This is a genomic window from Endozoicomonas gorgoniicola (genome assembly GCF_025562715.2).
GTDB lineage: Bacteria > Pseudomonadota > Gammaproteobacteria > Pseudomonadales > Endozoicomonadaceae > Endozoicomonas_A > Endozoicomonas_A gorgoniicola.
In genome coordinates this window covers 2,600,051-2,613,013 of the sequence record NZ_JAPFCC010000001.1, presented here as the reverse complement: position 1 = coordinate 2,613,013, position 12,963 = coordinate 2,600,051, and the positions used below count along the sequence as shown (strand labels likewise).

The following is a 12,963-nucleotide window of genomic DNA, read 5'->3' as shown; positions in this document are numbered from 1 at the left end:
GCGCAGATATATCAACTAGACTGTCTGTGCTCAAACATGCTGTTTTAAATTTGAATGATTTATGAATACATTTCTCTGCTAGTAAAAATACGCATGGAAATGTTGAGTTCGGCGACTAGACTTGTTGTGCTGGATAATTCTTAAGCATAAATCGGCGGGTAGGCATAAGTTATGCCCGGGCTGATAACAAGGCAGTCATAGGAGTAGAAACCAGGGTAGGGCTAACCGCCCCTGTCATTTCGCCTCTTTTTTGTTGATGTCAAAGCGACTCTTCCATAAAACGGGTTGCTCGGGGATACAACCATTGCACCGCCGTGCTCAGGATTGACGGTCGTTGACTTACAGAGATGTAAATAAGGAGATTGTAATGCTGATTCTGACTCGCCGTGTAGGAGAGACCCTGATGGTTGGGGACGAGGTCACGGTCACTGTACTGGGCGTAAAAGGTAACCAAGTGCGTATTGGAGTGAATGCCCCCAAAGAAGTCGCCGTTCACCGCGAAGAGATATACCAGCGAATCCAGAAGGAAAAAGAGCACGGAGTTCCTGTTTCCAGCCCTGAGAATTACTGATACTTAAAAAAGACAGTCAATTCGAATGGTTAAGAATTTGCGGTTTGATAAAACACCTGACTTTTTAGTCAGGTGTTTTTGTATGTGTATATGGCCCATCAATCATTGATGGGCAGAATGACCTTGATGATAAACATATAACGGTTGTCGCTTAATAGCTTTCTTAATAAAAAGCTTGCATTTCAGGATGTTGAAGGTAACATAGCCGGCGTTCCCGGTGAGGTGGCCGAGAGGCTGAAGGCGCTCCCCTGCTAAGGGAGTATACGGTTTGTAGCCGTATCGAGGGTTCGAATCCCTCCCTCACCGCCATATAATTGAATACAAAGTTTTGCGCGCTCGTAGCTCAGCTGGATAGAGTACCTGGCTACGAACCAGGCGGTCGGAGGTTCGAATCCTCCCGAGCGCGCCATATTTAACCAGTGATGGTTCTGACGGTGAGGTGGCCGAGAGGCTGAAGGCGCTCCCCTGCTAAGGGAGTATACGGTTTGTAGCCGTATCGAGGGTTCGAATCCCTCCCTCACCGCCATACAATTGAATACAAAGTTTTGCGCGCTCGTAGCTCAGCTGGATAGAGTACCTGGCTACGAACCAGGCGGTCGGAGGTTCGAATCCTCCCGAGCGCGCCATAATTTAAGCCCATATCAATAGATGTGGGCTTTTTTTGTTTTACACTGTGCTTCTTTTGTTAATAACCCTGCCCATTTTTTTGCCCATCCGTCGTGATGGCTGGCCTTTTCAACAAGCACTGTTTGTATGCAGGTTGAATCGACAAAATATTTTAAGTAATGATCACTGATGTCTTTGGGGATAATCGGGTCATTTTCACCATAGAAATGAATTTGTGGCACCTGCTTCAGGTTGTTGGCAAAGCTGACTGGATTAAGTGCGGTTGGCATGGGGCTGACTTTGTGGAAATTGTTGGTGAATTCAGGGTCAAGGTTTCCTGCAACAGTGCGAACACTGATGACGTCGTTTCGTTTGGCTGCAATGATTAGTGCGATAGTAGCACCGCCAGAGTAACCAATCAGTTCAAGTTGTTTAAAGTCGTATTGTTGCTTGAGCTTTGTAATTGCTTCGTTCATTGAATCAATAACTTTCTGGTCGTACCTTCCAAAAGTCCAGATATATGAAGAACAGTCTGGCTGCATAATAAACTGGCAGGGTCGGGCTAGATAAGCAATATCTCTTTTTTCATCTTTAGTCATGATTTTGTGAACCAGTCTGTTGACTGGTGTTGGGTTTGAAGACGGGCGCCCACTGCGCATCCATGCTTTACCATCCCCTTCGATATAAATTCTCAGTATGTCCGATGACTTGTCGAAACCTGGCTGCATCGCCATGATAGGAAAGCCTGAGGTTTGAATTATCTGGATACTAAGATGCTTCTGTCTAGCAAGTTGTGTGCTGGTTTTCAGTGACTCGGTTGTCTGGCAGCCAGAAAAAAGAAATAAAACCAGTATCAAGAATAAATGAAAATGACGCATTTTATTTTTAGTTATCAATGTTTTTATTGAAACAATAATACCACTGACTAATTGTTGTGTTTGCATTTTTTTATATTTTTTAAAAAAACAAATAAAAATAGTGCTTCTGACAACCCTTGTAAAGTTTCTTTCTTTATAAGGTGCTAACAGATTTAAAAGTGTTTTTTTAATTCGAAAATATTATTTAAGTTTATTAGCTGCCAACTGTAGGATACCGAGCCTTCAGGCTGTGTGCCTGACACTTTTTTTCATTTGATAGAGCTCAAAATCGAGATAATTCAACGAGCATAAAATCCAGACTAGAAGTTGGAGTTGGAGTAATGAAACAAGTTCAGGTGTTTAAAAAAACACTGCTTTCTTTAGCCGTAGTTTCGGCATTTGGTGGTTATGGGACAGTTACACAAGCTAAAGTTGTTAAAGGAGGGGGGACAACGCTGAATCCGTCACCGTCCACTTCCACCTCGACGTCGTCAACGACCAAAGCAACACCGTCGTTGTCCACGTCTACCCCGACGAAGACTAAGTCCACCCCGAAGAAGACTAAGTCCACCCCGAAGAAGACTAAGTCCGCCCCGAAGAAGACCAAGTCCACCCCGACGCCGACCGCGTCCACCCCGACGCCGACCGCGTCCACCCCGACGCCGACCGCGTCCACCCCGACGCCGACCGCGTCCACCCCGACGCCGACCGCGTCCACCCCGACGCCGACCGCGTCCACCCCGACGCCGACCGCGTCTACCACGCCGCCGACCGCGTCCACCACGCCGCCGACCGCGTCCACCACGCCGCCGACCGCGTCTACCACGCCGCCGACCGCGTCTACCACGCCGCCGACCGCGTCTACCACGCCGCCGACCGCGTCTACCACGCCGCCGACCGCGTCCACCACGCCGCCGACCGCGTCCACCACGCCGCCGACCGCGTCTACTTCGGGTACAACTGCGACAGGCCAGCAACAGCCTAAGTCGTTCAATCCAATTACCTTTGTGCAGGGTAACGATAAGGAAATTAATGAACATCTTGCACTGCTAAAAGATAAATTCAACGGATTAACGGGTAGCGATTATCACACCAAGTCGATTCAGTATTCATCTAAAGGTTTATTAGATCATCTGCAAAAAGCAGATGATGACGTTGATGACTTAAATAAAAAGTTAGCAAGCGCTGAAGCCATAGCTGCAAATGATTATGATGCAAATCAGAAGCCTAAAACAGCTAATGTAAAAAAAGATGAGGCTAAAAAAGTTGCTGACTTAAAAGACAAAGTCAAAGAAGCTGAGGAGCATGCGAAAAAAGCCAGAGAATCTCTGGTGGCCTTTGCAAAGGCAAATCAAAACAAGTTAGGTCTTAAAGATAATTTTCTGCTGGCTGCCACTCAGGGTGCTGCAGTTAATAAATCAGGTCCGAGTGTAGTTCTTCAGGAAAAAAATGCTGAACCTGCAGAAAAGGTCGACTTTGCTGCTCTGCGTAAGACGTCTGAAGGTGTCACAGCTGATGCATCAAAAGTGGGTCTTGATGCTTCACCAGTGCAAGCTCAAGGGGAAGATCCTGCTAAATTCCAGGCAAGAGTTACAGAAGCCAGGAAAAAGCTGGACGGTCTGTCTCGGGACGATTTCAGGAAGATATTTCTGGTAAAAGACCCCAAAGCTCAGAACGGGCATGTTGCTCCTGAGGTGATCAGACTTAAAGGCTATGATCTGCGTGTTCCTGAGCTTTACGATGCTTTTATGGATCGCGTTCAGAACGATGTTCCTGAGTTGTTTGATGCTTCCGCTGCTGCTGCTAATTCAACGGACGTAGTATTTACCGGAGGAACGGTAGAGCTGGATGGTGTTAAAACCAGCCCAGAATCTCCACTGCCTGGTGTGCACTTTGCTACTCCCAAGGGTGCTAAAGCCAAAGACCCTAAAGACCCTTATGGTACTTACATTGTCGCTGAAGACTCTGATCTTTATCAGGAATCAATTGGTAGTGAAGATAATCCGGTTGATACCTTTGTCGTCGAGAACTCTAAGTTTCATGCAGAAGGAGTAGTGCGTGCGTCTAAGGTTTCGATCAAGGATTCTGAAGTTGCAGGTTATAATAAGACGGCCAATAAAGAAACCGCTCTGCAAGTTGTTGCGGCTGCTTATAAAGATACCGCTATAAGGGGTAATTCAACACAAAGTGCAGCAGGACCAGTAATTGCTCGTAAGCGCACGATCGCGAATTTTGAGGGACTCAAGAATAGTAATCTGAATGTCGAGGGCTTTCAGGATGTCACCATTACATCCTCTAACCTTAAGTCTGATGGTCTTGGTGTAAATGCTGCTGCAGAAAATATGACCATTAAAGACTCTGTTATCAATATGGCTTCTATTCCGACAGGCCCAGTACAGATCGTTGCTCAGAATCTAGTTGTTGAAGGTAAGTCAGTTATTAGCCATAAAGAAGCGATACCTGGGGGAAGCGTAGATACCCTCACGACTATCCGTGGCGCAAACCTGAAAAAAACCTTTATTGAGACAACGACAGGTAAGAATGGACAGCAGACAACCAAGGAGGTGGAGGAGGATGCGGTAGATACCTTCAAAGTTGGTATGGGTTCTCAAGTCTGGGCTAACGTTGAAGACTTCGAAGAAGGAACCGTTGCTGGTACTTTGATGTCAGACCGTATTGGCTCAAAAGACCCAAAAGACCCAAAACAGGACAAGCTGATCAACAAGCTGGTTCTGGAGCAGGGGGCTGATCTTCGCAAGTATTCCAAAACTGGTAACACCATTTATGGTAGTGAAAAACTTGATTTGACTGTTGGTAACGGTACGACCGTCATTCACGATGTTGATGGCTTCCACAGCATTGTCCTTGATGGTGGTCTGTTGGAAGGTAATCTGACTGGTTCTCCAGTTCCCAAACCTTTTAGTGGCGACAATGCCTTTGATGGCTCTACTGTCGAGATGAAGTCCGGTACTTATCAGGGTGGTAATGTCGAAGATGTGAAGTCATTTACCATTTCCGGACCGGTTCACTTGATGCCTGGTAGCAGCAAACTGGGTAAAGTGGATGCCGGCAAAGTTGAGGAAACGGATGTCAAGCCAGTTGTCATTAAAGGCAAGGTTAAGGTTAAGGTTGATGTTAAGAGTGGTGTTGTATTTGACATTGCAAAATCTAATCTGGACAAAAGCCAATCACCAGTCCAAGTAGAAGGTGATGTAACCTTCGAGAAGGGAAGTGGTCTGGCTGCCGTCGTTGACTTCAATTCAGGCAAGGCTGACCCGACAGTTGCCTACATGAACATTGCTGGTAGTAGTGGTGTACTGAAGCTCAAGGGTGGCAACAGAGTTTATCTGCGACCTGATAAACTGAATAATGAGCAAACTTATAAAGTATCAAAGGATTTGTACGATGAGTACAAAAAGGATCCGACAGGTAGCTATGACTTGAAGGTTGTTGAATACCAGTCCATGGACGGAAAGTTTGAGGCTCCTGTCAGCGAGTATCCACTGATCAATGTGGCTCCAGTTCCTGCGGTTACTCCTCTCGGCTCTCCTGGCTCCTATCAAATCAAGTTGAGATTCAACCCTGATCCTCGGAGTGCTTTCCGTTCAGTGTTTAATATGAGTAGTAATGATGCTGAAGTAGCATCCGCAGCCTTACTGTCTTCTCTGGAAGCGGGTGGTGACGCCGGTAAGGAGATGTTTGGTGCTATTCAGAAAGTTGGTTACCAGAAAATCGCTTCAGAGAACCAGTGGGACCCACATGTGGGTATGGGAATGGCAGCAGTAACGGTTACTCAGAAGGCTAATCAGTCCATCAGTCGTCATCTGAACAGACATCGCACCGGAATTGCTACGGGTGATATGTTTGAATCAAAAGGCGTCTGGGGTGAGTACTTTTACAGTGACGGTGAAATGGACGACAAACGTGACGTCCGTGGATTCAAGAACAAGGTGAATGGTATTAACCTTGGTCTTGATGCACTGCTTAATGACCAGTTGACCGTTGGTTTTGCCTTTACATACGGTGATGTGAAAACAGAAACCAATAAATCCGGCCGTGACGCCAGTGGCGATACCTACATGGGTACTCTTTACACTGGCTGGACCATGGAGAATTACTTCTTCGATACCATGTGGAGCTATGGACGCGGCGATATCGACATGAAGCGGAAGACGAGCCAGGGTACTTATAAATCTGATACCAAGAGTGATACTCTCGGGGCTCGTCTTGTCGGTGGATACAACTACCAGTTCAACCAGTGGCTGATTCAGCCTCAGATAGAATTTAACTATGTGAAAGTTAAATTCGATGACTTCAAGGAAAAGCAAGATCAAGGTCCTCTTCCACAGTCTGTGAAACTGGATGACTTTGAAGTTATGGAGCTCGGTGCAGGTCTGAAGTTAATGGCTGATTATGATGTTGCTAATGGCATGTTGAAGCCCGAGTTTACTCTGATGGGTTACCACGATTTTAAAGATAAAAAGCCTGAAGTGCAGGGTACTTTCCTGAATGGTGGCAGAACTTATCATGTTAGTGGTAGAGATCGTGAACAGAACCGTGTTCTGGCAGGTGTTGGTGTGAAATATGAAATGAACAACAACCTGACTCTGGGTCTGAACTACGATTACAACTGGCAGGGTGACTACACCGCTCACGGTATTGTAGGTAGTGTTCGTTACGACTTCTGATTTAGAGCTGGTCGTTTATGGCCAGACATAATTTTAACCACCAGTGTCTGTAACAAGACCTGAACTTCTTGCCCTGCTTTTGCGGGGCTTTTTTTTGTTTGCCCAGCGAAGCCAGCAAATCCGTCAGACTGAAAGAAGCCTGTAAGCGGTCTTTTTCCCACACCTTGATTTAGACAGGCTTTTATTTCAGGGAAATAGCCCATGCTGACAGGGTGGTTGTCCTACTATGGACATTTTCGCCGATCTGCCATGTACAGCGTTTTCCGGCAATTCAACAAATACTGTTTGGCCATGGCATAGCAGCAGATCCGAGTAATATTGTATGAAGAGGGATGAAAGTTGCTCACTGGCACTCTATTTATATCAGTACATTGTTTTTTGGTGGTCTTGTTGGGTTGTTATTGTTTCTGCTGTGTGTTTTTAAACGTCCTTACGAAATCTACATTATGAAGGCCAAGCCCAACTCCCGGGATTTCGTAGTGATGGGTATGATGGTCGCTCTGATGTTCGACGGCAATCGAATCTATGAATATCCGGGAGGTATGCTGCTGGCTTTCACCTTACCTTTGTTTCTTGCCAACCTTGTTGGTAGTTATGAAACTTCTGGCACTCAATCAGTCAATGCACCTCAGGCAAGATCATCCTGACGGTTGGGAAGTAGCTGGTGTAACGTCCCTTATCTCTGCTCATTAACTCCCAGCTGCAGACAGCAGCCTGTGCGCCAATGAAAAAGTCGGGTAATACCCCGGTTTTACTTCCACCCCTGCGGCGATATTGAAGAAACGCTTTTGCTGCCAGAAACAGAGCTTCGTGGGTTAAAGGCTGTTCTGTAATGGTCAGTGACTTCAGCATGGCGAGTACCTCCTGTGGAGATGCCATACCTGCGCACAGTTCTGAAAATATAATGGGATTTATAACCAGGTTGCTGGTGTGTGAAAGTTCTCGTAATGTATTTTTCGACCACTGGTGCCAGTTGGTTTCCTGATCCAGTATATCCAGAATCACACAGGTATCCAGCAATATGGTTTTCATTAGTGATCATCCCTCAACAGCTTCATTAGCTCATCAGCACTCATGTTAAGCTTGAACTGGCTAGCAGCCTCTTCCACTGGATCACGAGCATCTTCCTGAGCCTTACGGATTACGATTTCCCCTTTGTCATTTTTAATAAAAAGTACCCTGTCGCCGGGTAACAGACCAAGACTTTTGCGAATGCTGGCTGGTATGGTGACTTGGCCTTGTGAGGTGATTTTCATCTTAACTAAAGCCTCTCTGCAATGATTTAATAAGTAATAGATTAATAGCTAATAAATTCATAGATGACAAATAATTCAGGCTTGCTTTCGTATTCCGGTCAAAACGAACCTCGCCCCGAGCGCAAGCAAATAAACACCGGCTGGTGACAACCACATAAAGTCGTATAAAATACCCGCCCAATGAGTTCACTGAACAAGACTCATTCAATGGACTGAGCTTTTTACTGACAAAATTTGATGCAACGGTAAGAGGCTTCTGAAAACTAGCCTGTAAGGGAGCCCGACTCTTGACCTTCACCTGGATCGACTGGATCATCACCGCCATTATCATCGTCTCAGCCCTGATCAGCCTGAAACGAGGTTTTTTTAAAGAGGTTCTGTCTTTAGTAACATGGATTGCTGCTCTGTTTATCGCCTGGTCTTTTGGCGGAAGTCTGTCACTGTATCTCAATGACTTTATAGAAACACCGTCGTTGCGCTTAATCGCTGGTAGCGTTTTATTGTTTATGGCTACCTTACTGGTGGGTGGTCTGGTGAATAAGATCTTCGCCACTCTGGTTCAGGCGACAGGGTTAACGGGAACCGACCGTTTGCTGGGTATGGTCTTTGGCGCGTTGAGAGGCTGTTTGCTGGTGATTCTTCTGGTTGGGTTGATGAGCTTTGCACCACTGGAAAATGACCTTGCCTGGAAAAACTCAGTGCTTCTGCCTCATTTTATTATGCTGGCAGACTGGTCGAAACAGACCGTGATTAATATCGTAGAGCCCGGCATGCAGGAAATTCCGTCAGTGACTTTATGAAGTTGCTCCTGATACATATCGCTCATAGGGCTTAAGGCCAGAAACCTTGATCCATGATGGTTTCGAAATTCCAGGGACACACATCCGGGAAAACAGAAACATCCAGCCCGGTTTCGTCATGGGCGTCTTCAACGGCGTCCATGTAAGCGATGGTGAGAATTTCGGGTATCCTGCTTTTTAGTCCGGGGTTTTTTCTTAGCAATCGTCGAATCTGTTTCCGCTGCTCTTTAATGGTGTGTTCCCAGCTGTGACCAGTTTCCCGCTTTTCTGGCTGGTGTTGCCATTTCAGCAGGTGCATTAATAAAACGGTAAAACGAGACTCAAGGGCGCGGTAGTCACTTCTGCCCATGCTTTCGATTTCCTCAAGAATATTGTCCAGATCCAGCTCATTCAGGCGACCCTCCCGTAAAAGCTTCGCCTGTGCCTGAGTCCAGCTGTAAAAATCAGTGTTGTATAAATCAGACATCATTCCAGCCCTCTAATCCCTTGTCTGACTACTCTAGAAGTTTTTTATCCCCTCTGCAATTTACCCCCCCTGCGCTGTTTTAATCTCACTGGTCATGGTATTTTAATGCGCTGTCTCAAGAGATAACACAACAGCCCCGGAGAACAGGCAAATTCATTCCGGGCTGCCCGGAACTAATGAGACTATGAATGTTCTAAGCCCTCATGGAGGATTTAACCCAAATGTGGCTCAGAATGACTGATCAAGCCTGAGGATGTTTTAAATGTGTGGAATTGTCGGTATCTCGGCAACGGTTAATGTTAACCAGCTGTTGTTCGACGCACTGACCGTGCTTCAGCACAGGGGGCAGGATGCAGCGGGAATGGTGACCCAGGGCGATGGTCATTTTTTCCTGAGAAAAGATAATGGTCTTGTACGTGATGTATTCCGTACCCGCCATATGAAAAAATTAAGTGGCAATGTGGGTATCGCCCATGTTCGCTATCCCACGGCAGGCACTTCCAGTTCTGCGGAAGCTCAGCCTTTTTACGTGAACTCGCCCTACGGTATTGCGCTGGCGCACAATGGCAACCTGACCAATGCGGATGCGATCAAGGAAGAGCTGTACAAGACCGACCTTCGCCATATCAATACCCGCTCTGACTCTGAAGTGCTTTTGAATGTTCTGGCTCACGAACTGTCCAAAGTCGCCAAGCTGGAATTAAGGCCTGATGATATCTTTACAGCGGTCAGGCAGGTGTATCAACGCTGCGAAGGTGGTTATGCCGTTATCAGTATGATTAACGGTCATGGAATACTGGCATTTCGAGACCCTTATGGCATTAGGCCATTGATTTACGGCAAGCGAGAGACCGGGAAGGGCGTTGAATATATGTTTGCGTCTGAATCTGTCGCCATTACCGCTTCAGGTTTTGAACTGGTTCGGGACGTAGCGCCGGGAGAATGCATTTTTGTTGATGGTAACAACGAACTGCATAGCTTTCATTGTATAGAAGGGGTTAGCCGACCCTGCATGTTCGAATATGTCTACCTGGCTCGTCCGGATTCCATTATTGATGGTATTTCTGTTTATCAGGCACACCTGCGCATGGGGCAGACGCTGGCCAACAAAATCCTGCGGGAATGGTCAGACCACGATATTGATGTCGTTATGCCCATTCCTGATACCAGCCGTAATTCCGCTCTTGAGATCGCTACCCGTCTGGGTCTGCCATATCGTGAAGGCTTTGTGAAAAACCGCTACATTGGGCGCACCTTCATTATGCCCGGGCAGGAAGTCAGGGAGAAAAGTGTTCGTCAGAAGCTCAATGCCATCGGCCAGGAGTTTGAGGGCAAAAACGTTTTGCTTGTTGATGACTCCATTGTGCGGGGTACTACCTGTCAGCAGATTATTGAAATGGCTCGTGAGGGTGGCGCCCGCAAAGTCTATTTTTGCTCGGCTGCGCCAGCCATTCGCTTCCCTAATGTCTACGGTATAGATATGCCAACCTCCGAAGAGTTGATTGCTCATGGTCGTACAGAGAAGGAAGTGGAAAAGGCCATTGGGGCTGACCGGTTGATTTATCAGGATCTTACGGACCTGAAGAAGGCGGTATCTTCTCTTCGCCCCCAGATTGATGATTTTGACTGTTCTGTTTTTGATGGCAAGTATGTGGCAGGTGGTATCAATAAAGACTATCTTAATCGCCTTGCCGCCAGTCGAAACGAGAAGACCCGTAGCTCTGAGCAAAGTGACTCTGTTATGGATATTCATAATGAGGAAGAAGTGGCGTAACTAACTTGATGTGCCCATAAGCCAAAAAAACCTGCCAGTGCGCAGGTTTTTTTGGTTTTAAAAGCGATCAGGCTTTGTTGGCTAATCTGTAAAACTCTGTTTTTCTTTCTTGCCTTGAGCGAATAGCAATACGAATCAGGGCAATGGGCAATTTTTTCAAATTGAGCATTAGAAAAATTGAGAATTTTGGAAAAATAGATTGTTGCAGAATCAGCAACTTAGAAGGGGAGTATGGCGGTGAGGGAGGGATTCGAACCCTCGATACGGCTACAAACCGTATACTCCCTTAGCAGGGGAGCGCCTTCAGCCTCTCGGCCACCTCACCAGTTGATGATTCAATATTAACAACAATTGTCGTTAAATTTCAAACACTTGTTTAGCCATTTAATTAATAAAATGGCGCGTCCGGGAGGATTCGAACCTCCGACCGCCTGGTTCGTAGCCAGGTACTCTATCCAGCTGAGCTACGGACGCAGTGTTTTCGCATGAAAGCATCTCACATTGTGTTGACTTGGCGCGCTCGGGAGGATTCGAACCTCCGACCGCCTGGTTCGTAGCCAGGTACTCTATCCAGCTGAGCTACGAGCGCCTTGCGTCAACGGAGGCGAACTATAGAGATTCCATCGGAACGAGTCAACGATTATTATTCTAATCATCTGATTTTTATCGAAAATATTAACTTCTCAAAATATCCGACCTTCCCGCCTATTGTTAACTCGATATTAGGTTAGGCGGGCTCTTAGGGTAGACATTTACAGCCACTGGCTCTCTGATTTGACTCAGACAACATTGACTGGTCAGAGTACTTTTTCCAACTCCTGAAGATGCTTTTTCTTTTTGCAGAATGTTTCTCTGATCAGGCAGACGCGATGCTCAAAATCAGCCAGACGATTTTTTGACTGGGCGACCTGTTTCAGGCTTCTGGCTTTTTCCCTGATTTCACTGTAAACAGAAGAGCTACCCCGTTTTTCAAACAGTTCTTCGAGCCTGTTCCAGTAAGCAGGCTCTCTGGCGGCGACTTCCTCGATCTGTTTTTCAAGTGCCTTTTGCTTTTTCAGACGTTCGGCTTCAACCATTTTCTGACGGATGGCTTTGGCATCCTGTTTGAGGTCGGTAACCGTTCGGGATTGAGACGGTTCAGAAGAAAGAGAATCATTGTGGCTTTGTACAATCGTCGCAATTTGTTTTGTTCGTACGACACCGGTTTCGTCCAGCAACAGTTCTCTGAGGATATTTTGGCACTGTTCAGCAGCTTGGTGAGACAGCCACTCACTGACCAGCTCTCCAAGCTCTGGTGTATCCGTATCAGCAGTGCCACGGGCAGCCGCTTCAACGATATGAGCAGGTAGTTTCAGGAATTCACACAAAGCACTCTGGCTGGCTGTCAGTTGGCCAAGCCCGGCGGGGACGGAAGGCTCAAGAAGATTTACGGGCAGGTCATCAATACGATCCAGATGTTCGACTTCTGCCAGCCACGCCAAATATAAACTGCGATAGTCGCCTTTAATCAGCTCGTTACGAATGGATAGCAACCTGCCCATCCAGCCTTCACCGTCTACCCAACCATCATCGTCATAACCATTTTCGTTGGAATAGGTAAACTCCAGCAGCCAATGATTCTTTTTGGATTTAACAGCACATTGGTAGCCGTCACCGGGGAAGTAAGGGTTCAGTAAATCGGCACTGAAACACTCTTTAGGCAGTTTGATGATAAAACGCTGAAAGGCGAAGTTGGAGACGTAAACAAAGGCATCAAAATAATCCAGCAGCATCCGTTCCGGTTCTGCCTTCAGGTCTCCATAGTTATAGGTGTTGCAAAAACGGGTGGAGGAAATATCTGCACGGGTAGAAATGCTGCGGAGCTGATCCATTTCATCGTGGGAGAGCTGTCTGTCGACAGTCACAAATTCGTAGTACTGGTATTCACTCATACAAAATGCCTGAA

At 46.6% G+C, this 12,963-nt stretch carries 11 protein-coding genes and 7 tRNA genes; 9 read left to right on the top strand and 9 right to left on the bottom strand.

Going from position 1 to position 12,963, the window contains the following annotated elements; genetic code table 11:
- Positions 1-367: 367 nt before the first annotated feature.
- The 5 genes from csrA (at position 368) to NX722_RS12010 (ending at position 1,197) form a co-directional block, all read left to right on the top strand.
- Complete coding sequence (gene csrA / locus NX722_RS12030; RefSeq protein WP_262568180.1) at positions 368-571, top strand: carbon storage regulator CsrA; 204 nt, start codon at positions 368-370, stop codon at positions 569-571.
- Positions 572-787: 216 nt separating this feature from the next.
- Positions 788-880, top strand: a tRNA-Ser gene (locus NX722_RS12025).
- Positions 881-903: 23 nt separating this feature from the next.
- Positions 904-980: transfer RNA gene (locus NX722_RS12020), tRNA-Arg, on the top strand.
- Positions 981-1,004: 24 nt separating this feature from the next.
- Positions 1,005-1,097 (top strand) — tRNA-Ser (locus tag NX722_RS12015).
- Between the two features lie 23 nt (positions 1,098-1,120).
- A tRNA-Arg gene (locus NX722_RS12010) sits at positions 1,121-1,197 on the top strand.
- Positions 1,198-1,212: 15 nt separating this feature from the next.
- On the opposite strand, the gene NX722_RS12005 is transcribed toward NX722_RS12010, so the two are convergent.
- Positions 1,213-2,121 (bottom strand): serine hydrolase family protein, encoded by a 909-nt coding sequence (locus NX722_RS12005; protein ID WP_262568179.1) that lies wholly within the window; start codon positions 2,119-2,121, stop codon positions 1,213-1,215.
- Between the two features lie 319 nt (positions 2,122-2,440).
- Complete coding sequence (locus NX722_RS12000) at positions 2,441-3,028, bottom strand: hypothetical protein (protein ID WP_262568178.1); 588 nt, start codon at positions 3,026-3,028, stop codon at positions 2,441-2,443.
- Positions 3,029-3,041: 13 nt separating this feature from the next.
- Here NX722_RS12000 and NX722_RS11995 point away from each other — a divergent pair, with 13 nt between their 5' ends.
- The gene (locus tag NX722_RS11995; protein WP_262568177.1) at positions 3,042-6,722 is read left to right on the top strand and encodes an autotransporter outer membrane beta-barrel domain-containing protein; all 3,681 of its coding nucleotides are present in this window, start codon (positions 3,042-3,044) and stop codon (positions 6,720-6,722) included.
- A gap of 332 nt (positions 6,723-7,054) precedes the next feature.
- Positions 7,055-7,369, top strand: a complete 315-nt coding sequence (locus NX722_RS11990; RefSeq protein WP_262568176.1) for a hypothetical protein — start codon at positions 7,055-7,057, stop codon at positions 7,367-7,369.
- Here the strand turns inward: NX722_RS11990 and NX722_RS11985 are convergent.
- Both NX722_RS11985 and NX722_RS11980 read right to left on the bottom strand, forming a co-directional pair.
- Positions 7,341-7,754, bottom strand: a complete 414-nt coding sequence (locus NX722_RS11985) for a type II toxin-antitoxin system VapC family toxin (protein ID WP_262568175.1) — start codon at positions 7,752-7,754, stop codon at positions 7,341-7,343. The genes NX722_RS11990 and NX722_RS11985 overlap by 29 nt on opposite strands.
- Positions 7,754-7,978, bottom strand: a complete 225-nt coding sequence (locus tag NX722_RS11980) for a type II toxin-antitoxin system PrlF family antitoxin (RefSeq protein ID WP_262568174.1) — start codon at positions 7,976-7,978, stop codon at positions 7,754-7,756. The genes NX722_RS11985 and NX722_RS11980 overlap by 1 nt, the downstream gene beginning before the upstream one ends.
- A 287-nt stretch (positions 7,979-8,265) precedes the next feature.
- Between NX722_RS11980 and NX722_RS11975 the strand changes: the two genes are divergently transcribed.
- Positions 8,266-8,778: a CvpA family protein gene (locus NX722_RS11975; RefSeq protein ID WP_262568173.1), complete on the top strand. Its 513-nt coding sequence runs from the start codon at positions 8,266-8,268 to the stop codon at positions 8,776-8,778.
- 31 nt (positions 8,779-8,809) lie between these two features.
- Here the strand turns inward: NX722_RS11975 and NX722_RS11970 are convergent, their stop codons facing one another.
- Positions 8,810-9,247 (bottom strand): DUF29 domain-containing protein, encoded by a 438-nt coding sequence (locus tag NX722_RS11970; protein ID WP_262568172.1) that lies wholly within the window; start codon positions 9,245-9,247, stop codon positions 8,810-8,812.
- A 259-nt stretch (positions 9,248-9,506) separates the two neighbouring features.
- Here NX722_RS11970 and purF point away from each other — a divergent pair, with 259 nt between their 5' ends.
- The gene (gene purF, locus NX722_RS11965; protein ID WP_262568171.1) at positions 9,507-11,018 is read left to right on the top strand and encodes an amidophosphoribosyltransferase; all 1,512 of its coding nucleotides are present in this window, start codon (positions 9,507-9,509) and stop codon (positions 11,016-11,018) included.
- A gap of 232 nt (positions 11,019-11,250) precedes the next feature.
- Here the strand turns inward: purF and NX722_RS11960 are convergent.
- The 4 genes from NX722_RS11960 to NX722_RS11945 all read right to left on the bottom strand — a co-directional run bounded on the left by NX722_RS11960 (position 11,251) and on the right by NX722_RS11945 (position 12,949).
- A tRNA-Ser gene (locus tag NX722_RS11960) sits at positions 11,251-11,343 on the bottom strand.
- A 72-nt stretch (positions 11,344-11,415) separates the two neighbouring features.
- Positions 11,416-11,492, bottom strand: a tRNA-Arg gene (locus NX722_RS11955).
- A 38-nt stretch (positions 11,493-11,530) separates the two neighbouring features.
- A tRNA-Arg gene (locus tag NX722_RS11950) sits at positions 11,531-11,607 on the bottom strand.
- Between the two features lie 208 nt (positions 11,608-11,815).
- Positions 11,816-12,949: a hypothetical protein gene (locus NX722_RS11945; protein WP_262568170.1), complete on the bottom strand. Its 1,134-nt coding sequence runs from the start codon at positions 12,947-12,949 to the stop codon at positions 11,816-11,818.
- Between the last annotated feature and the right edge of the window lie 14 nt (positions 12,950-12,963).

Bases quoted from the DNA above. Each gene is read 5' to 3' on its own strand.
- csrA (WP_262568180.1), top strand. From the start codon at position 368: ATGCTGATTCTGACTCGCCGTGTAGGAGAGACCCTGATGGTTGGGGAC.
- NX722_RS12005 (WP_262568179.1), bottom strand. From the start codon at position 2,121: ATGCAAACACAACAATTAGTCAGTGGTATTATTGTTTCAATAAAAACA.
- NX722_RS11990 (WP_262568176.1), top strand. From the start codon at position 7,055: ATGAAAGTTGCTCACTGGCACTCTATTTATATCAGTACATTGTTTTTT.
- NX722_RS11985 (WP_262568175.1), bottom strand. From the start codon at position 7,754: ATGAAAACCATATTGCTGGATACCTGTGTGATTCTGGATATACTGGAT.
- NX722_RS11980 (WP_262568174.1), bottom strand. From the start codon at position 7,978: ATGAAAATCACCTCACAAGGCCAAGTCACCATACCAGCCAGCATTCGC.
- NX722_RS11970 (WP_262568172.1), bottom strand. From the start codon at position 9,247: ATGATGTCTGATTTATACAACACTGATTTTTACAGCTGGACTCAGGCA.
- purF (WP_262568171.1), top strand. From the start codon at position 9,507: ATGTGTGGAATTGTCGGTATCTCGGCAACGGTTAATGTTAACCAGCTG.
- NX722_RS11945 (WP_262568170.1), bottom strand. From the start codon at position 12,949: ATGAGTGAATACCAGTACTACGAATTTGTGACTGTCGACAGACAGCTC.